The organism is Candidatus Leptovillus gracilis (assembly GCA_016716065.1).
In the GTDB taxonomy this organism is placed as follows: Bacteria; Chloroflexota; Anaerolineae; order Promineifilales; family Promineifilaceae; genus Leptovillus; species Leptovillus gracilis.
The window spans coordinates 248,900-269,755 of sequence record JADJXA010000025.1 but is presented as its reverse complement, the minus strand read 5'-3'; the positions used below and the strand labels follow the sequence as shown (position 1 = coordinate 269,755).

The following is a 20,856-nucleotide window of genomic DNA, read 5'->3' as shown; positions in this document are numbered from 1 at the left end:
ATTGCGGATTGCGGATGCGGATTCTTGCAGGATGTTCAGCAAACCACAATCCCCCATCCTCTCCCCGTCCAACAAACGAACGAATATCAATTGTCAATTGTCAACTACCAACTACCAACTACCAACTATCAACTGTCAACTGTCAACTGTCAACTCATTATCAAGAATGGAGGAAAGAAGAAAAAACATCATGCACGAGAATGCATTGCATCAACCAAAACAAACCGACCAACGGTTGTCGGCAACCGACCAACGGTTGTCGGCAACCGACCAACGGTTGTCGGCAACCGACTATCAGCCACCAGCCACCAGCCGCCTTCTGCGGCGCGTCATCCCGATGCTGCTCCTGATGGTCGTGGTCCTGGCGGGCTGCGCCGAAGGCGAAGCGCCACCACCAGCCATCTGTGACACCTACGACCGTGGGCTGTACACCGCCCAACTGATGGGCGGGGCGCTGCTCATCCTGGCAGTGGCCATCCTGGGTTTCAAGAAACAGGCGGCGGCCATCATCTCCCCACCCAGGGGGCGCAGATAGGGGCGATAGCCGGGACGGTGTTCCTTGGCCTCATCCTGTTGGCCTTCTCGACGGAAATCGGGGTGCAAATCCTGACAGGCTTCGGCATCCCCGACCTGTTCACCCTCTGCGGGCTGTAAGGCGAAGGGCGTAGGCCAGAGGAATGTACACCCACTTTCACACCGAGTTCGTGCGGCAAAATAAAGCGCTCATCCTGCCCCGGTTGACGATGACCCAATTCATGTTCGTCATCGTCAGCCTGGTGGTGGGCATCGGGATGCTGAATCTGCCGTGGTGGATGGCGCCGCTGCTGATGGTCCTGGCCTACGCCGCCGGCCACGACTTGCGCGGGGAGATGGTCTGGATGCGCCTGCTGGTCTACGCCCAGGTCCGGGCGCGCCAGACCATCGCCCACCCGCGCGTCGTTAATATCGAGTCCCAATGGCAAAAGGAATGATGATTGCGGATTGCGGATTGCGGAGTGAAGAACGGCCGTTGCTTGGCAGCGGGCAATTCTGCAACAAGACAGGCTCCGGCATCCACCTTCCGCAATCCTTCCGCAATCCTTCGGCAAGCTCAGGACAGGTTCCGCAATCCGCAATCCGCATTCCGCAATCCAAAATCCGAAATCCGAAATCCAAATGAAAATATATCAACTATCACTACCCAACTTTAGTCAAATCGAGCCTACCGAGCAGGCGGGCATTATCGGGGCGCTGACCGGGCTGTTTGCCGGGCCGCTGGGCGACTACCGACAGTTGACGATGGTCCTGCCAACACGGCTAGACAACCTGCTCCGCAGCCGACGGCGGCTGGCGATGAGCCGCAGCGACGAGCGAGCGCGGCGCGGGCTGCTGGAAGAGGTGCGGCTGCTGGAAGAGATAGCCCAGGCCGACTTCCTCAAATGCCGCCACTACCTGATAGATTACGCCAACGTCCTGTCACCGGCCGACCTGACCCACTGGTTGGTGCGCGCCGAACCGGGCTACCCGCAGCTGCCCATCAGCGGCGAGTACGCCGAGGCGATAGACCACATGGTCCCGGTGCTGCGCGACAGGGGGACGGGCCGGTTGCAGGTGGACAACAGCCGCTACCGCTACGGCGTCATCGCCTCGTACCAGTTGACGCGCACCTGGGATTGGCAGCGGCCGTTAGGCGACATCATCACCTCGGCCAGCGGGCCGCTCATCATCTGCGTGGACGCGCGCAAGGTACACACGGAGCGGGTGTCCGGGGCGACCAACTTCTGGGAAGGGATGCGGCGCAGCAATGAAAACCTCGACGCCGAGCAAGCGAAGCAAGAAGCGGTACAGGCGCTGCTGGCGCGCAGCGAGGCGGTCCACCACGTGCAGGTGCTGTTCATGGTATTGGACAAAAATGTAGACCGGCTGCGCGAGCGGCTGCGCCACCTGCGCAACACCCAGAGCGCCTACTTCAAGCTGGACAGTCTGCACGGCTACCAGGCGGCGGCGGGGCGATGTTCGGCCCGGAGGCGCGGCCGACAGGCTTGCCGCACGGCCACCACAACGTCCTGAGCAGCGGCGCGGCCGTCTGCGCCGGGATGTGGGGGATAGGGCGAGAACAGGAGACCAACGGCATCTATGTCGGCATCTCCCACGACGAGAACAGTCCCCACGTCAGCTTCCTGGAATGGAAAGGCAACGACCCGTTTCATGCCATCATCCTAGGACTCACAGGCCTGGGCAAAACAGTGTTTTCGCAGGCATTGGCCTGGCGGCTGGTCGAGCAAGACGTGCAGGCCATCTTCCTGGAACCGCAGGGCCACTGCCGCCGGTTGGCGGCGCTGGCCGGTGGGGAGAACGTCTCCTACCACGAAATCTCCTACGACCAGGCGCGGCTCAACATCCTGGACGTGGTCTACGAGAACGAGACCGAGCAGTACGACCACGTTATCACCCTGCTGGCGCTGCTCTTGGACCCTGTCGGCCACCAACCCCGCCGCTTCGACAACGCCGAAGTCGCCGCCATCCGCAAAGCGCTGCGCCAGACCTATGCCCACTACGACTGGCAGAGCGAACTCCTGGTAGACCGCACCCTGACCCCGACGCTGGAGAGCTTCTGCCGCCAACTGCACATCGTCGCGGAAGAAGGGGGAGAGCGGGAGACAAGGAGACAAGGAGACTGGGAGAGCGGGAGACGGGGAGAACGGGAGAACGGGAGGCAAGAAGACTGGGAGAACGGGAGACAAGGAGAACGGGAGACGACCTCTCCAAGTCTCCCAGTCTCCCCGTCTCCAAGTCTCCCAGTCTCCTCCTCTTTCGTCGGCGGTGCTGCTTCTTCTCTGGCGCAGGAGATAGAGAGTCTGTACGTCTACGGCGATTATGCGCCGGTGTTTAATGGGCCGAGTAATCTGGACCTGACGCTGCAAGAGCGGCTGGTGTTGTTCAACTTCCAGCATGTGCCGGAGCAGCGGCGGGCGTTGTTCTACTACGCGGTGCTGGCGGGCATCAACTTGCAGGTGCGGCGGCATCCGCGTAAGCGGGCCATCTTCGTGGACGAGGTCCACTACATGGCGCGGGAATCGCGGCTGATGGGTTTCCTGGCCCACATGGTCAAGACGGTGCGCACCTACGGGGCGGCGGTCATCATGATAGACCAGAACCTGGAGGCGTTCATCGGCGTGGAAGGAGCGCGCGCCGAATCCATGCAGGCGGGCATCAACGTGGCGGCGGGGCAGATGATTCTCGACAACCTGGCCTGGAGCGTCACCTTCCCGCTGCCGGAGAAGGCGGCGGCGCGCTTCGCCCAGCAGTATCCCGGCGAGATTCTCTCCTCCCACGTGCAGTTCCTGGCCCGCTACAGCAGCAACAAAGAAGCGGGCGCCGGCCGCGCCGTCGTGCGCTACAAGGGACGAGCGGAGAAGGTGCAGATGGTGCTGCGGCCGATGGAACGGCAGTGCCTGTTGGGAAGCTGATGAAGTTTGAATTGTGAATGGGGAAGTTTGAATTGTGAAGTGGAAGAAGAAGAGGAAGAAATTGTCAATGGTTCATTGTCAATTGTCAACGGAGTGCGGAGTGCGGAGTGTTGACCACTGGTGACCAACCACTCCCAACTCCTCTATCCACTCCCAACTCCCAACTATCAACTATCAACTATCAACTATCAACTGGTGGAGGAACAATGAGTAGTTCAGTCTTAGAAGAATTCGAGCGGTTACAGGCGGAGGTGTTGGCCAATGCGCGGAAGTATAACGAATGGTCGCGGATTATCGTGACGGTGATGATTGAAGAATTAGAGGCGAAGATGCTGGCCAGCGACCTGCCGGTAGATGAAGAGGAGACGGGCAACCCGTTCTGGGGGAAGTTATAGCGCCGGGCAGCCAGCCGGGTAAGCGGCTGGATGGCCGTCTGCGCCATAGGCCGACGGCCTGCCCGACAAAGGAAGGACAAATGAAACGATTGCAACAACATTGGGCCAAACGAGAACAACAACGATGGGAAACGGCCGTCGCCTGGTTTCGGGTGCGCTATCGGGAGGCATCTGGGGTGGGGCGGAGCGCGCGGCTGCTGTCGGGGCCGGTGGCCGGTGGGCGAGTGGCCTTGCGCTACCAGCCGGGAGCGGTGGCCCAACTGTGGTTGGGCGTGCCGCTGCTCTACGCGCCGCTGCTGTGGCAGATGGCCGATGACTTCGGCTTCGTCTTGCACCAAGAAACAGTGCCGCCGGCTGAGCCGGAACTGCTGGCCGCCGCCGCTGACCTGCCCTGGGAACGGCCGTTTACCGCCCACATCGTGGATGGCAGCCTCTTCGTCAGCGGCGAAGAAACAGGCGGAGCCTACTTGCCCTCGCCGAATGGGGTGAAACAAACAGATTGGCGGCTGCCCGAACCACCGCCGGTGGGGATGGGGCTGGCGGCCGCCTGGCAGCCGGCAGAGCCGCCCGCCGACCTGCTGCCCACCTCCGGCGAAGGCGACAGTTGGCTGTTGGGTTGGAACCAGGCGGGGCAGATGCTGGCCGGGCCAGGGCGGGTCAACCTGTACGGCGCAACAGCCGCCGACTGGCTGGTGGCCGGGTTGACCCAGACCATCGCCGCCGGTCATGGCGGGCTGGTCATCCTCGACGGGGTCGGCGACCTGGCTCCCCGGCTGAAACGGAAACCGGCCGTCACCCGGCTGTTGGGGCGCGGGGCGGCCGAAGGCGACAGGCTGCACTATCTGGACATAGACGGCGCGGCGGTGATAGACGGCTTCGACCCACTGGCGGCCGTGTCCGGCGAGAGCGAATCACGGCGGCGGGCGCGGCGGCGGCAGTGGTTCCGGCTGATGGGCGTCCATCGCACAGGGCTGACCTTGCTGGACGAAGCGCCGCTGGGCGACCTGAACGGGCTGCAAAAGTGGCTGGCGGCGCCGGCGCGGCAGCGCCGCGGGGCGGCGGCGGGGTCGTTGGAAGCGGCGGTGGGACGGCTGATGGCCGACCGGCAGGTGCGGCAGTGGCTGGAATGGCCGGCCGACCGCTATGGCGGGCTGCCGCAGGGAGCGCTCATCTTCGGCTGTCGCGGACAGGAATGGGCGCGACGGCAGCTGCTGTTGGCCGCGCTGCTGGCCGCCTGCGCCGTGCCCGGCGTCCGACTAGTTTTGCATGGGCTGCCCTGGGGAGAGCTAGAAGAGCTAGAGCTAGAGCGAGAGCTAGAGGAAGAGCTAGAGCTAGAGCGAGAGCTAGAGGAAGAGGGGGAGGAAAGCGAGGAGGATGAAGAAGATGACGAGGATGACGAGGATGACGAGAGGGGAGGGGGTGGGCGGGTGGGGAGGGAAATGAGGCGCGGCCGGGGGTGGAGGCGGCCGGTGCTGCTGAGCAATGGACCGCTGCTGTCAGGCAGTTTGCCGGTCCTGACGGCCAGCGAACCGGAGCATACCGCCCGGCTGGCGCGCCGCTTCCTGGCCGATGACCCGGTCCTGACCGAGAACCTCCACCTGCTGCCCCCCGGCGAAGGGCTGGTCTGCCATGAGAGCGGACTGCACCATACCCGATGGTGAAGTTTGAATTGTGAAGTGTGAAGTTTGAATTGTGAAGTGGAAGAGGAAGAAATTGTCAATTGTTAATTGTCAATTGCCAACGAGGGGTGTGGAGTACCAACTCCCAACTCCCAACTCCCAACTATGAACTATCAACTACCAACTATCAACTATCAACTATCAACTATCAGCTATCAACTAAAAAGGAACCCATGACAACAGAAGAAATGCAGTATCAATTAAAAAACCTATTCATCAGCCTGGTCTGCGTGGGGATAACGCTGCTGGTCCCGGCGGCGCTTCTCTTGAACGGCATTGCTGGGACCATTCGCCCCACGACGCTGTATGAGATATATCACACTTTGCCGGAGGATGCCCAGGGCTTCAGCCAGACCGAACGGCTGGACCTGGCCCTGCTGACCTTGACGTATCTACACCACCCGGAACCGGCGGTAACGGCCGTGCGCTTCCTGGAGAGCCAACGGCTGCCGGGCACAAACCAGCCGTTGTACAACGAGCGGGAACTGGCCCACCTGGTAGACGTGAAACGGCTAACCGAAGAGGTCTCCCGTTGGCGCGCGCGCCTGACCTGGCTGTTGGGACTGAGCCTGCTGGCGCTGCTTGCCTGGCCGCTGGCCAGAGAGCGAGCGGCCAATGCGTTACACAGAGGCGTCTTCATGAGCTTCTTCCTGCTGTTCGTTTCCATCGCCTTCATCACCCTGTTCTGGCCGCTGTTCTTCTACAGCTTCCATTACTGGCTTTTCCCACCTGGCAGTTGGAGCTTTGCCGCCAGTGACAGCCTGATTCGGCTCTTCCCCGAAGATTTTTGGACCGCCTACGCCAATCTGCTTCTCCTGCAATCCATGTTCTGGGTTTTCGGGTTGGTTTTTGCGGCCAGCGCAATCTCCTGGTCCGTTCGCCCAGCCGCGCCACCGCGCCAGCGGCAGCAACAGGCGGAGCCAGGCGAGGCAGAGAGTGAGCAGCTGCGTTTACAAGCGGCAACATCCGCCGGACTACTGACCATCGAACAGTTCACCTACTACTCCGACCTGGCCGCCACCGAACGGCCGTCAGAGTGCGACAAAGAGGACGAAGACCCTTTTGGGTAGCAACCAACGGAGTGCGGAGTGTGGAATGCGGAATGCGGAATGCGGCCACCAGCAACTCCCAACTGCCAACTGTCAACTATCAACTCCCAACTATCAACTATCAACTCCCAACTATCAACTATCAACTCCCAACTATCAACTATCAACTCCCAACTATCAACTATTATGACTCAATCCATCCTATACAAACTCATCATGTTCAGCCTGCTGCTCACCTTGCTCATCGGACTGGGCAGCCACGGCATCTTACTGTTTACCGGAGCCGAAGACAGCCCGCTGGAACGCTGGCGGCTGCTTGGTTTTGTTGGTCTCGGCCTGAGCCTGGCCACCCTCTGGTGGTTTTACCGCTGCTGGCAGCGGCGGCAGACGGCGCTAAACCAGGCCGAGCGGCTGCTCTACTCCCTGGCCCCACGGCCGGGACCCGACCTGGTCACCTGCGAATTCTGGCGGCGCGCTCCCGGCAGCCACCTGAGCCGTGGGCGACTGGACCTGCCCGCGGCCCACATCAGCCTGGAACTGAACGGCGACCACCATCAGAGCCTGTTCAGCCTCAGCACGCCGGCCGAACTGGCCCAGGAAATGACAACCGAAGTGAGCAAAGAGTGGGCCAAGGTAGAAATCCGCCGCCTGCGGACGGCAGCGGCGACCATCTCCGCCGCCGAGGCTGGCGAAATCTTCGTGGACATCCCCCATCGCGGCGACCTGAGCGCCGACGCGGCGGATTCCGCCTGGCGCTGGCGCACCCTGACGCTGGCGCAACCAGATTTCCACCCGCTGCGCACCGTCGAGATACGCTACGGCATGGCCCGCCCACCCTCGCCGGTGGGGGGGCTGCTGGCCGAAATCGAGGCGCTGCCGGTGGGGACGATAGGCGGCGTGCAGGTATTGGTGCGCCCGGCGCCACCATCCAAACGGCAAGCCTGGGAACTACGCGCCAACCTCATCCGGCGACAGCTCAACAACCGCGGCAGCCACAGCCAGACGCAGACCCACAACAACGAGAGCGGCTCGCTGCGCCGGGCCACCAGCCAGCAGTACGGCCCCATCAACCCCGACCAACTGCAAGCGGAGTTGGCGCGCATCAGCGAGCGGCTGACCGCCGGGCCGCTCTACGAAGTGTGCCTGCGCGTCTGGGCTTGCGGGCCGACGGCCGAGCGGGAAGTGGAACGGGTGAGCAACGCCCTCATCTCCCAGACCCGCAGCGGCTGGAACCATCTGAAGGTAGACAAGCGGGGCACAGACGCCGCGCCGGTCCTGGGGCGACACTTCCCGGCGAGCGGCGGCTTCATCATGGGCAGCAGCGAGTTGGGGCAGCTCCTCTACCTGCCGAATCAGGTCGAAGCGGCGCCCTACGCCCGGCTGCACACGGCTGGCGCGGAGCCATTGGCCGCGGCCGGCCAGGTGGTCGTCGCCCGCGCCGACACCGTGCTGCACGGGAGCAGCGGCCAGACAGGCGGCAAAGCGTTCACCCCGCTGCCGCTCGTCCTGACACGCCGACCTGTCAAGCGCTTTTACGGCGTCCAGAACCGCAGCAGCGGCGAAGAGACGATAATCGGCCACAGCTTCCAAGACGCCACCACCCATACGTTCATCTGCGGGGCGACAGGGTCGGGCAAGAGCGTCTTGGGGGCCAACCTTGTCTTGCAGGATTGGCTGGCCGGGCATGGGGCGCTGGTGATAGACCCGCATCGCAGCCTGATAGACGACATCCTGCAAGGCGTGCCGCTGGAACGGGAGGGCGACGTCATCCTGCTCGACCCCGGCGACCTGCGCCAGCCCTTTCGCTTCAACCTGTTCGACGTGGGGCAGGGGAAAGAGACGGCCGTCGAACGCCTGATGGCCGCCCTGCGCGCCGGGATGGGGACGTCGTGGGACAGTTCCGTGGGCATGCAGGAAGTATTGTTCCACGCCCTGACACTGGCGCTGCACGGCGCGGAAACCGCCTCGATGCTCACCCTGGCCGACCTGCTCGACGAGCAGACGCGGGCAGCCTACCTGGAAAAAGTGCAGCCGACATCGCCACAGGCGCAGCAGGCGTTGGCGTTCTGGCAGAAGCAGTTCCCGTCGTGGAACGGCCAGGACCAGAAGCGGGCGATAGGCGCGGCCAGAAGGCGGGTGGAGAACTTCACCCGGCGGGGATTGGTGCGGCGGACGCTGGGGCAAGCGGGTTCGACTGTCAACCTGGCCGAAGCGTTAAACAGCGGCAAGCTAGTTCTCTGCCCGATGCACGACGAGATGGGCGAAGAGACGAAACGCATCTGGAGCGTCTTGCTGCTGCAGGAACTCATCGCCCTGCTGCTGGCCCGCGACCCGCGCGGCGACCTGCCGCCCATCACGGTGGCGATAGACGAGTTGGCCGAATCCATCGGCGCGCTGGCCGAGTTTGTCGGCGTGCTGCTCAACGAGACGCGCAAGTATGGGGCGGCGGTCATCCTGATGAACCAATCCTACGTCAGCCTGCCGCCGGAAGTACGCCAGGTGGTCATCGGCAACTGCCGCAGCCAGATAGCCTTGAGTCTGGGGGCCGAAGACGCGCAGGTGGCGGCGCGAATCATGGGGGCGTCGGTGACGGCCGAAGATATACAGCAGCTGCGGCCCTACCGGGCGTATGTCCGGCTGGCGCTGGGCGGCGGGCAGGCGGCCCCCTGCCTGGTGCGGACGCTGCCGCCGCTGCGGGCGATGGCGCGGCCAAAGACCGCGCCGTGGCCGACGCCGCCGGCGGCGCTGGGCGACGCGGCGAGCGCGATACCGGCCAACCCCGGTCCGGAACTGGCGCTGGAGAGCCTGTTTAGCTGGGCGCGGGAGATTGAGCCAGGCGACAGCGAGGGGGCTGGACAACTGCTGGCGGTCTTGCAGGAGCTGCCGCCGGCGAAGTACGAAGCGTTGTGCGCCTTGCGGGCGGCGCACAACGCCTGGTGGGTGGAGGAGGCGATGAGGACGCCGGGCATCCTGATGGGCAAAGTGAACCGTCTGCGGCTGCTGTCGCGGCTGCGCTGCGGCATCCCCTGGTGGCAGAGCGACGCAGATTATCTGCGGGCGGTGGCTGAGAGGCAACGAGTAGTGGCCGAGGCCAAAGCCGCGGCTGAGGCGGCGAAACTGGCGGCGGCGCAGCCGGGCGGCGACGAGGCCGATGAGCCAGAGGACAGGCGGCCGACGATCCAATGAACGAATTGTTGCAGATGGCGCTGGCCTATCAGGCTGCCGGACTGTCGGTTATCCCGTTGGGGCGGGACAAACGGCCGTACTGGGAACGGCTGCCCCAGGTCCCCGACCGACGACGACCGGGGCGGACAAAGGGCGTGTGGCAGCCCTTTCGGGAAATTCCGGCCGGTGAGGTGCAGATTCGCGCCTGGTTTGGCGACGGGCAGGCCAACGTCGGGCTGGTCGGTGGCCGGGTGAGCGGCGGACTGGTGGTCTTGGACTTCGACCACGAAGCCGCCGCCATCTTCCCCGCCTGGTTGGAGCGGGTGGGGGGAGTGGCCGTCAGCCTGCCGACATCCGTGACGAGTAAAGGCTTTCACGTCTACCTGCGGCTGGTGGAACCGATCGGCAACCGGACATTGGCCTGGAGCGGCGACGGCCGTAAGCGCATCGAGACGCGCGGGGAGGGGGGTTACATCACCGCTCCGCCGTCGCGCCACGCTTCCGGCCATGTTTACCGCTGGTTGTGGGGCGAAGCAACGGCCGTGCCAGTTTTGTCGGCGGCGGCTTTTAAGTCCATATTGGCCGCCGCCGCCTACTTTGACCAGCGGCCGAAAAAGAAACAAGCCAGCCGACCCACGAACGGCACGGCCGTTCTCCCCTGGCGAGGAGATGCTCTCTTGCGCCTCCAGCGCTACGCCCATGCCGCCCTGCATCGGGAGGTGGTCGCCCTGGGGCAGATGCCGTCGGGGGGTCGCAACGATTGTCTGAACCGGGCTGCTTTCTGCCTGGGGCGCTATGTTGGCGCGGGCTTACTGCCGCAGGCGATGGTTATCGCCCACCTGCGTCAGGCGTGTCAGCGCAATGGTCTCATCGCCGATGATGGGCAGCAGGCCTTCTGGAATACCCTGGTCAGCGGCCTCGATGCCGGAATGCGCCAGGCAGTGGACCCGCAACAATTGTTGTCACGCCTGGATGAAGGGCGATGAAGTGATTACTGTTGTTCGTATAGAGGTGTTTCTTGCACTCCGCACTCCGCACTCCGCACTCCGCAATTAAATTTCCCGGCGACAACAATCTGGACATCCCAGCGTTGGTCCACACGCCGCTGGCTCAGGTTCCGGCCTGGCTGATGCCCTACCGGCAGCGGCCGGTGGCGAGCGAACTGGTTAGCGGGGCGGGGCTGCATTTCTTTTTGGAGGATTACCGCTTCGAGGCTGTGTGGAACCGGCCGGGGCAGGCGCTGAAGGGTTTACGGCCGTACACGGCCGTTCTGACGCCGGATTTCAGCCTCTACCGGGATTGGCCGGTGGCGGCGCAGGTGTGGAACGTCTACCGCAGCCGCTGGTGCGGCGCCTATTGGCAGGCCAACGGCCTGACGGTTATTCCCACAGTGAGCTGGAGTACGTCCGTGAGCTACGATTTCTGCTTTCTGGGCCTGCCACGTCACAGCCTTGTGGCCCTCTCCACCGTCGGCCTGCGCTGGCGGCAGGACGAGACGGCGCGAGCCTTGTTTGTGGCCGGTTTCCGCGAGATGACGCGGCGATTGTCGCCCAGCCGGGTGCTGTGTTACGGCGACCTGCCGCCGCTGTGCCATGAACTGGCCGAGATTATTTCCTATCCCACCCGCTGGCAGGGTATCCGCCAGGCGCGGCAGTGGGGAGAACGGGGGACAAGGAGAAGGGGAGAGGGGGAGAGGGAATAATGGGAGGACGAGGGATGTTGAGTGGGGGTAAAGAAGGGCGGCAGGTTCCATATCGCTTTTATCGCGGCGGCGGCAGTGGGGGTGGATATATAAAGGAAGAGAGCCTGCCGTATACCGTCATTAGTCCTGAGACGGCGTTGGGTGGGGCGGTGTATCCTTTCCTGGCCCAGACCCGCCGCGCCTGGCGCATTGTCGTCCAGCCGGTGGACAAATTGGGCGATGTGGCTGCTGCCGACACATTCGGCCAGACCACGCCCACGCTGCGGTGGGTGAACGGTGACCAGGTGACAGATTTGTACATGGACGGCATGGACACCCAACAATTCCTGGACCAGACCGGCCTGAAGCTCTCTCTGAAAAAGGGCAGCTTTGTCCTCTCCAAGCGTATCTCGCGCCTGATGCGGCCCCATTTTGTCAGCGGCTTCTTCCCGACCGACGACGTGACCGTTGCCTACATGGAGCAGAGCAAAGAAGAAGCGAAGGTCTGGGACGGGGCCGGCCTGATGTCGCGCCGGATGCTGGGCAAGCTGGCCTTGTCCGAAGACCTCTCCCCCTCGCGCCGCGCCCGCTTGCGGCGGGAACTGGCCAACGCCGGCCGTGTGGAGTTCACCGTGATGACTGAGGCCGGGCAGGATAAAGGCCACGCCGTGGTGGTGGATGATTTGCGCGACGCACACGGCCGTGCCGTAGATTTCCTGCTGCCCAAAGACACCAAAGGGGAAATCTCGCTGACCGGCGGGCGACGCTTTGTCGGCGTCAACTTCGTCCATGGCAAGGAGCAGATGCGCCTCGACGTGCAGAGCCTCATCAACCTCCACCCCTTCTTCGACGAGCGGCAGCTCCACGAGTGGTTGGGCCAGGAAGGCGACTTGTTTGCTGCCGGACTCAATGGCGATGTGGTGGCGGCGATGCGCCGGTTGGAGGCGCACACAACGTTGGCCGAGGTGGAAAGCTGGCCACTGCGCGAATACCTGGCCAGCGGCGGCGACCCGCGCTGGTTTGCCGGGCACACCAAAAGCCTGATGAACCGCCACCTCGACCGGCTCAACTACCAGACGCTGGAGAAGCTGCGCCTGCCCATTCCTGGCGCGCGCCACTACGTCATGCCGACGGCCGTGGCCCAACGGGCGGGAATTGAAGTAACAGTCCCCAAAGGCCACATCCACCTGGACGCCGGACGAGGCACGGCCTGGGTCAACGACGAAGATTGGTTGTCTCTGCCCGATTCGCCGCAGGGACAGGGCATCGCCGGGATTCTGGGCGGGGCCGACCACGACGACGCCCTCTGGCTGCACGCCTTCACCGACCATGACGGGGCGGAAAAAATCCTGGCCTGGCGCAGCCCCAACCAGGTAGGCGAGTACATCGTCTTGCAGCCGACGCCAGATTCAGCCATTCCCGAATGGGCTGTCGGCAGTGGCAGTGGCCGCCTCATCCGCTTTCCCGACGCCGACAGCCGCAAGCTGCCGCCGCGCATTGACCATTTGGAGCCGGACTATCTGGGGTTGGTAGACGCCGCGACCACTGGCGGTCTAGGCGAAGGGGCGGAGGCGTACACGGTGGAGGTGATGGAAACGGCCGTTAACCGCGCCTTAGCCAACAAAGGAGCGTTGGGCATGTACTGTAACAGCCTGATGCTCAACAAAGCGCTGACTGGCGGTCTGCCGGAGCAGCCGCCCGCGCCGCTGGAGGACATCATAGACAGCGCAGTCAAGACGGGCGCCGACCTGAGCCAGGTGGTGGCCTGGAACTACGCCAACAGCCGGGAGATTCTGGCCAGCGGCGCGCCCATCCCGGCGGTGCTGCACAAACGCCTGAGCCTGGACTGGACGGCCGAGGAGCGTCCGCCCCGTCCGCGATTTTCCACCGACCACTGGCTGGACGAGACGGTGGCGGGCATTGAAGGGCATATCGGGCGGATGACGGCCGTGCGCGACGAGATGGCTGCTGCCGCAAGACCCCCATTGGCCTTATTGGAAGCCGCCTTTGCCGAGCCGGAAACCATCGCCATTGGCGCGGGGCTGAACAAGACCTTCGCTGCCGCGCTGCGGGAGCCGCTGCCGCCTGTGCCAGTTACGCCGGGGGAGAAACTGAGTCAGGCCGAGAAAGAAGTCATCCGCCAGACGCAGCGACAGGCGCGCTACGAACGGGCGCGCCAGGCGGTGTGGGACAGCCTGCACCACCATCACCCGGAGCGGCACAATGCCATCCTGCGCGGGGCGATGGTCAGCGCCTTGCTGTCGGGCGGGTCGGATGCGGCCGTGTGGCAGGCGGGAGAAAGGAACGAAGAGGGGGAGCGGCTGCCGGGCATCGGGCACAAGTCCGTTGCGGCGCTGCGGGAGATTGGGCTGTTGGAGAGTATCCGGGAGAGTGAGCGGGGGCTGCTGCGGGAAGGAGCGGAGACGGCCGTAGGCCACGGCCATTCCGTGGCTCACGAAACGGATTACACCATCCTCCACATCCAGGAAGCGTGGGTTCATTATCACCGCCAACAAGCGAAACAGCCTGCGACGAGTATGGGTGATATGAACCGACAGACACGCCGGGCGGCGCGGCAAGCGTTGGCCGAACACGCGCCCACAGCCTACCGCGAATATGCGCCTCTATATAAAGGAAGAGAGCGGCCGCAAAGCAGCCTACACCGCTGCTGGCGAAAGGGTGGGGCAGGTCAGTCCGGCAACGGCCGTGCATGTCCAAGACGGCCAAACCGTCACCCTCCGCTACGCCCTGGGGCGCGGCGGGGATTTGCAGGCAGTGGTGAAAAGAAGCTAGAGCGAGAGCTAGAGCGAGAGCGGAGGAACAGAGGAACAGGGATATTTTCTTCCTCTAGCCCTTTGCTCTTGTCTGCTAAATCTTAAAGGAGAAACGATGACGAACATAGGTTTTGACCCCGGTTACGGGAATACGAAGATTTACGGCAATGAGGGCGGCGTGACGCTGCCTTCGCATGTGGCGATGAAGCAGAACGGCCACCTGGGACGGATGGAAGGGATGCAAACTAGACGGCCGCCGCTGGCGGTGACGGTGGGGGAGCGGGCCTTCTACGTCGGGGCGGGAGCCCATGACTGGGGCGCGCCGGTGGAGAGCCTGGACTACGCCCGGCTGAGCGGTTCGCCCGAAGTGCGGGCGACGCTTTACGCTGCCCTCAGCCAGTACCAGCGGCAGCATGGGACTATCGCCAGGCCTATCACCCTGATGGTTGGCCTGCCGTTGGGGGCGTTGGGCGACGAGCAGCGGACGATAGGGGCGGAGATGCGCGGTTGGTTGACCGGGGAGCATACCTGGCAGGCCAATGACGTCGACCATCGTGTGACCATCGTGCAAGTATTGGTCACATCGCAGGCGACGGCCGCGTTGTACGACTATGTCCTCGATGACGACGGTCGTTTCCTGCCCAATCGCGCCAACCACCTCAACGAGGAGATTGGCGTGGTGTCGGTGGGCTTCAATACGCTGGAACTGATGGTCATCCGGGAGAAACGGCCGTTGGCCCGCTTCACCGGCGGCAGCAAACATGGCGTGCGCGCCCTGCTGCAAACGATGAACGGTAACGGCAGCTACTCGTTGGGGGAACTCGACGAGCGGCTGCGGGCGGGTCAGGCCGGCAGCGCCGACCTCGAACTCTGGCTGTCAGGGGTGAGCGGGCAGATTGAGAAGCAGTGGGGCGACCGCTGGCGGCAGTTTGCTCAGGTCATCGTGGTCGGCGGCGGGGCGCTGCTCTTGCGCGGCCAATTGAGCGGCTACTTCCGGGGTAAGTGCCACATCCCCGACGAGCCGGTGCTGGCGGTGGCGCGGGGGATGCACAAGCTGCTGCGGCTGCGCGACGGCCGCCAGACGGGAGGCAGCCAGTAATGGGGCGGGGTGATGGACCGGGACGGCCGCCGTTGGCTGTCCCGGCCCGGTTAATCCGTATTACCCTGTCGCTGCGGCCGGGGGAAGACGATGACCTGCTGGTTTTCTTCAACGAGCTGCCAGCCGGCAGCCGAGCAAGGGCGGTGGTGACGGCGCTGCGGCAAGGTGGGGTTCGGGAAACGGCCGTTGGTGGGGCGTTCGATGAAGCCGACCTGCTGGCCGCCCTGGACGACTTGCTTTTTTAGTTCTTTCTTAGACCTATTCTCTGCGCCAGAAAACGCGAAGGCGATTTTCTGGCGCAGGAAACCGGTATAGAAGCCGATAAAAGGAGACGAAAACGATGGCAAATCCTGTAGTGAAACTACGACAGACGAACAACAAACAACTGCGACAGCATCATGCCAGCAGCCGGGCGCGTGAGCCATTGAAGATAAGCGCGCGGCAGCAAGCGCAGCTGCTGTGGGAACAAAACCGGTTGAGTGATCGGGACATCAACCTGATTCGCGGTTTTATCGCCGTGGGAATGTTGACGCGGCATCAGATACAGCGCATCTTCTTTCGCGATCATGAAAAGATGGCTGCCAACCGGCTGGCCCGACTTTACCACCAGTATTTTCTGGACCGGACCCTGGCCTGGGGAGACGAGATGCGGGCGATGGGACTGCCCGCCTGCTACATCTACACGGCCAACCGGGTCGGGTTGGAAGCATATGCGCTGTGTACGGGCGCGCGTTATCAACAAGTCCCCTTCAACCGGGATCGTTACTTGCTGACGCGACAAAACCACAAGATGCTCCACGATTTGCAGATAAGCGAGATGTTCACCCGCTTGCAGGTAGGGATGCAAGCGATGGGTTGGGAGATGACCTGGTTCAACGAATGGGCAGCCATCTTGAGACAAGAAGAAGAGGAACTGGTCCGGCCCGATGGCGTGGCGATTCTGGAGCGGGCGAGAAGCGATATGGAGGTCGGCTACTTTATTGAGATGGACCGGGGCAATACCGATTGGCAGAAGAAGATTGCCTTCTACGACCGCGCCTACCAGCGCAGCGCGTGGCGGCAGGTCTTGCGCGTGACGGACTATCCGGCTGTGTTATGCGTTGTTGTGTCGGAGTGGGTGGAGGCTGAGGCGATACAGATAGTACGAGAAAAACGGCCGATAACCCGTTATCTGTTCAAGACGTGGGAACGCTTTTTGGCGGAGGATGTATACCAAGGCTGGCTAGACCCTGTGACGGCGAACGAATCCGGGCTAATCGGCTAGAAGATTGGACTGACGATCAATTGCGTGTGGGTAGACTGTGGGTAATGTCTAGGGCTAATGTCTATGGCTAATGTCTATGGGTTTCCCACAGTCAGGCCACAGGCCACCCATTGGGCGTTTACCAGAGAGAAAAGTGCCCATAGAGGCCGGGAGGGTATTCAGGCAAAATGGGGTATCCAGGTCGGAGAGCGGTGAGACTGAGGCAAAAAAGGGGGGAAGAATCCAACAGCGGCCCGTGAAGTAGGTAACAGAGTAAGCATAGGCGAGAGGCAATGGGGGAGTAGGGAATCAGTCTCGCCGGGTGAGATGGGAAGGGCGGAGCCGGGGGTCGAAATTTATGACACAAGCGCAGCGGGTAGCTGTTATTGCTAAAATAGCCTCGTCTGTCACTTGATGCTGGCCTAAACTACAATCCCGGTATGCGGATGGCGCTGAGAATGAAAACAAGGAAAGAGGTAGGTGGAATAGGAGACGACAGTAAAACCCGTTGAGCAAAAAGACGTGGGTTTCTACGGTGGTGTGATAACAGATGTTTTAATTGAGGCCGATGGTCGGCGGTGGTGTCGTATTGGAGATGCAACACAAAGGCGGGAAAACCGGCTCTGATCATTGATCTTTCCCAGTCTAAACTGCTACAATGACTCTAGTCGTGGGGCCAGAGGTAGCGGTTATCGGGTGTCCCCAGGCTTAAATTCAAAATGGAAGGGCTTCGGCTGAGTGCGGCTTGATTCAACTCAGGATTATACGGCGCGAAGTCTTCGAAGCCGCCGCAAGAATCCTTACTTTGTTAGTCCGAGTCGGGAAAGTTACCGAACTGGCTTAGGTGTAGGGGGATGTCGTCGAGGCTAGGGATTCGTAAGGACAATTGAATTTTGTTCATGCCAGAATAATGGCATGGTATCAAATTGATGTCCAAATGACGTCATGGGGACAAGCAGGGCAATTTGTGGAAGATGGTAGGGCATCGAAGTGATACCAAAATGATGTCAAGCGCTAACCGTTGAGATATAGCACCATCTCAAGGGGACGCACCGTAGCCCCGCAAACGATGAAAGCCAGACCTGCGCCAATGAACAGAAAAACAGAGAAGCAAAAAAAGAGTGCCTTCGGTGGCTTTTCCCAACTCGACCAAGCCGTCCCCTTCCTTAGCGCGTAGCGCGAAGGCAGGGAACACTAAGCGGCTGTCGGGTTGGGACTAGCCCCCATGCCCAGCCGAAGGCAGGAAAATGGGACAAGGGGAGAAAAGAAGAAATGGGCGCAGGCGGAGAGGAAGATAAACGAGGCAGCAACCAGATTAAAATCCGTTGAAGCAGAATTGGCTACAGCCTACAGGAAAACCTGAATGGGCAGACCAAGTAGCGGCAAGCCAACGCCACGCGCCAGACCCGCCAATCTGCTTACCCCCCTGCGTTAGGGCGACCAAACAAATTCAAAATAGCGGTTTCGAGGAGGTTGGTTATGAAACGTATCTTCTTACTTCTCATCGGACTATATCTGTTCAATCCTGGAGCATTATCGATAACATATGCTGACACATCTCATTGCGGTAACTTAGCCATAGATGAAATTTGGGCAAGTGCTGATAATGTGCATATTGTCACATGTGACGTTACCGTTCCAAATGGGCTGTCGCTCACTATCACAGAGGGAACAATCGTCAAATTTGCATTGGGAGCTGAAATCTACGTTGACGGCACACTCGAAATTTTAGGTAGTGCCAGCAATCCTGTTTATCTAACCTCCTTGCGCGATGACACCATTGGTGGCGACACTAATGGTGACGGAGGCGCCACCGTTCCCGTTTGGACTGATTGGCGCGGTATCGAGTTCCGCGCTGGGAGTGACGACATAAATTCAGTCATTCAACATGCAGTCAGCCGTTACTCCGGTCGTGATAATCGGGCAAATATCACGCTTGTTAGTTCATCGCCCGCTATCACTGATTCGATTTTTTCTGACAGCCATATGGCTATTTATGCAGACTTAACCTCAACGCCAGTACTCACCAACAATACGTATATCAATAATCATATCAACGGTCTTGGCTACGCCGGTGGAACCATCGAATCAGATACTGTTTGGAACGTGACCGATACCAGTTACTACATCACCAATGACATTTATGTAGGAACGGGCATCACTTTAGCCATCAACCCTGGTGTTATCGTTAAGTTTGAAATTGGTAGAGACCTGACGATTGATGGCGCTTTGCAGGTGCAAGGTACAGCGAATAATCCTGTCTACTTCACATCGATTCGAGACGATGTGGTCGGTGGGGACACCAATGGAGATGGTGGGGCCAGTACACCCGATTGGAATCATTGGCGTGGTATTGAATTCCGAGATGGCAGTATTGATGCCAGTTCAATCATTGACCACGCTGTTATCCGATACGCAGGTGGGGATTACCGGGGTAACCTCACGCTCAGCAGCGCTTCCCCTACGATTGCTAACACAACCTTATCGAATGGGTATGCGGCAATTCGCGCCAATGTCAGTTCGTTTCCTACGTTAACCAACAACACATACATCAACAATTATTTCAACGGTTTTGGTTACGAAGGGGGAACAATTAATTCCGATTCGACATGGAGCATCACTGACACTTCCTATTTTATTATCAACGACATTTTTGTCGCTACTGGCAGCATATTAACCGTGAACCCTGGTGTTATCGTTAAGTTTGACATTGGTAGAGACCTGACGATTGACGGTGCTTTGCAGGTGCAAGGTACAGCGAATAATCCTGTCTACTTCACATCAATTCGAGACGATGTGGTTGGTGGTGACACCAATGGGGATGGTGGGGCCAGTACACCCGATTGGAATCATTGGCGTGGTATTGAATTCCGAGATGGCAGTATTGATGCCAGTTCAATCATTGACCACGCTGTTATCCGATACGCAGGTGGGGATTACCGGGGTAACCTCACGCTCAGCAGCGCTTCCCCTACGATTGCTAACACAACCTTATCGAATGGGTATGCGGCAATTCGCGCCAATGTTAGTTCGTTTCCTACGTTAACCAACAACACATACATCAACAATTATTTCAACGGTTTTGGTTACGAAGGGGGAACAATTAATTCCGATTCGACATGGGGTATCACTGACACTTCCTATTTTATTATCAACGACATTTTTGTCGCTACTGGCAGCACATTAACCGTGAACCCTGGTGTCATCGTTAAGTTTGAGATTAGCAGAGACCTGACGATTGACGGTGCTTTGCAGGTGCAAGGTACAGCGAATAATCCTGTCTACTTCACATCAATTCGAGACGATGTGGTTGGTGGTGACACCAATGGGGATGGTGGGGCCAGTACACCCGATTGGAATCATTGGCGTGGTATTGAATTCCGAGATGGCAGTATTGATGCCAGTTCAATCATTGACCACGCTGTTATCCGATACGCAGGTGGGGATTACCGGGGTAACCTCACGCTCAGCAGCGCTTCCCCTACGATTGCTAACACAACCTTATCGAATGGGTATGCGGCAATTCGCGCCAATGTTAGTTCGTTTCCTACGTTAACCAACAACACATACATCAACAATTATTTCAACGGTTTTGGTTACGAAGGGGGAACAATAAATTCCGATTCGACATGGGGTATCACTGACACTTCCTATTTTATTATCAACGACATTTTTGTCGCTACTGGTAGCACATTAACTGTGAATCCTGGTGTCATCGTTAAGTTTGACATTGGTAGAGACCTGACGATTGACGGCGCTTTGCAGGTACAGGGTACAGCGGATAGTCTTGTCTACTTCACATCTATTCGAGACGATGTGGTTGGTGGTGACACCAATGGAGATGGTGGCGCAAGTACGCCCGGCTGGAACAACTGGCGCGGCATCGAGTTCCGAGATGGTAGTATTGATGCCAGTTCAATCATTGACCATGCCGTCATCCGCTATGCCGGTTATGATTACCGGGGTAATCTTAATCTGACCAGCGCTTCACCGACAATCCAGAATACAACCTTATCACATGCTTATCGTGGTATATTGGCGAGTTCTTCTGCGCCAACTTTGGTGTGCAACAATATTTTTAACAACCAGGGTCAAGGTATTTACAATGAGACACCAAGCAGTGCCATAGATGCCCGTGATCAATGGTGGGGGAGTACCTCAGGTCCTTACCAGGAAAGCACTAATCCGGCTGGAACAGGTAATGCTGTTACTGACGGTGTTCTTTACCAACCTTGGTTAACAGCGCTTTGTGGAAGTCCGCCGGTAACAATGAATTACGTCTTTTTACCACTTGGGGTACGGTGATTGAACGAAGAATGTTG

General features: G+C 60.3%; 15 protein-coding genes. All 15 read left to right on the top strand.

Annotated elements, in window-relative coordinates; genetic code table 11:
- Positions 1-190 precede the first annotated feature (190 nt).
- Positions 191-535 carry a hypothetical protein gene (locus tag IPM39_27285; protein MBK8989719.1) on the top strand — a complete coding sequence of 115 codons (345 nt, stop codon included), beginning with the start codon at positions 191-193 and terminating at the stop codon, positions 533-535.
- Between the two features lie 142 nt (positions 536-677).
- On the top strand, positions 678-971 hold the full coding sequence (locus IPM39_27280) for a hypothetical protein (GenBank protein ID MBK8989718.1): 294 nt from the start codon (positions 678-680) through the stop codon (positions 969-971).
- Positions 972-1,155: 184 nt separating this feature from the next.
- Positions 1,156-2,049 (top strand): hypothetical protein, encoded by an 894-nt coding sequence (locus IPM39_27275; GenBank protein MBK8989717.1) that lies wholly within the window; start codon positions 1,156-1,158, stop codon positions 2,047-2,049.
- Positions 1,992-3,449 (top strand): hypothetical protein, encoded by a 1,458-nt coding sequence (locus IPM39_27270; GenBank protein ID MBK8989716.1) that lies wholly within the window; start codon positions 1,992-1,994, stop codon positions 3,447-3,449. Before IPM39_27275 ends, IPM39_27270 begins: the two co-directional genes overlap by 58 nt.
- Positions 3,450-3,655: 206 nt before the next feature.
- Entirely contained in the window at positions 3,656-3,844 is a 189-nt protein-coding gene (locus IPM39_27265; GenBank protein MBK8989715.1) for a hypothetical protein, read from the top strand.
- An 80-nt stretch (positions 3,845-3,924) separates the two neighbouring features.
- On the top strand, positions 3,925-5,505 hold the full coding sequence (locus tag IPM39_27260) for a hypothetical protein (GenBank protein MBK8989714.1): 1,581 nt from the start codon (positions 3,925-3,927) through the stop codon (positions 5,503-5,505).
- A 191-nt stretch (positions 5,506-5,696) separates the two neighbouring features.
- Positions 5,697-6,593 (top strand): DUF1461 domain-containing protein, encoded by an 897-nt coding sequence (locus tag IPM39_27255; protein MBK8989713.1) that lies wholly within the window; start codon positions 5,697-5,699, stop codon positions 6,591-6,593.
- A gap of 165 nt (positions 6,594-6,758) precedes the next feature.
- Positions 6,759-9,758, top strand: coding sequence for a hypothetical protein (locus IPM39_27250; protein MBK8989712.1), 3,000 nt, complete (start codon positions 6,759-6,761; stop codon positions 9,756-9,758).
- Positions 9,755-10,723: a bifunctional DNA primase/polymerase gene (locus IPM39_27245; protein MBK8989711.1), complete on the top strand. Its 969-nt coding sequence runs from the start codon at positions 9,755-9,757 to the stop codon at positions 10,721-10,723. The genes IPM39_27250 and IPM39_27245 overlap by 4 nt, the downstream gene beginning before the upstream one ends.
- Positions 10,724-10,755: 32 nt before the next feature.
- Positions 10,756-11,439, top strand: a complete 684-nt coding sequence (locus IPM39_27240) for a DUF4417 domain-containing protein (GenBank protein MBK8989710.1) — start codon at positions 10,756-10,758, stop codon at positions 11,437-11,439.
- Between the two features lie 14 nt (positions 11,440-11,453).
- Positions 11,454-14,297, top strand: a complete 2,844-nt coding sequence (locus IPM39_27235; protein MBK8989709.1) for a hypothetical protein — start codon at positions 11,454-11,456, stop codon at positions 14,295-14,297.
- A 10-nt stretch (positions 14,298-14,307) separates the two neighbouring features.
- Positions 14,308-15,291, top strand: coding sequence for a ParM/StbA family protein (locus IPM39_27230; protein MBK8989708.1), 984 nt, complete (start codon positions 14,308-14,310; stop codon positions 15,289-15,291).
- On the top strand, positions 15,291-15,536 hold the full coding sequence (locus tag IPM39_27225; protein MBK8989707.1) for a hypothetical protein: 246 nt from the start codon (positions 15,291-15,293) through the stop codon (positions 15,534-15,536). The genes IPM39_27230 and IPM39_27225 overlap by 1 nt, the downstream gene beginning before the upstream one ends.
- A gap of 95 nt (positions 15,537-15,631) precedes the next feature.
- Positions 15,632-16,555 carry a replication-relaxation family protein gene (locus tag IPM39_27220; GenBank protein ID MBK8989706.1) on the top strand — a complete coding sequence of 308 codons (924 nt, stop codon included), beginning with the start codon at positions 15,632-15,634 and terminating at the stop codon, positions 16,553-16,555.
- Between the two features lie 1,458 nt (positions 16,556-18,013).
- Positions 18,014-20,839, top strand: coding sequence for a hypothetical protein (locus IPM39_27215; protein ID MBK8989705.1), 2,826 nt, complete (start codon positions 18,014-18,016; stop codon positions 20,837-20,839).
- Positions 20,840-20,856: the final 17 nt, after the last annotated feature.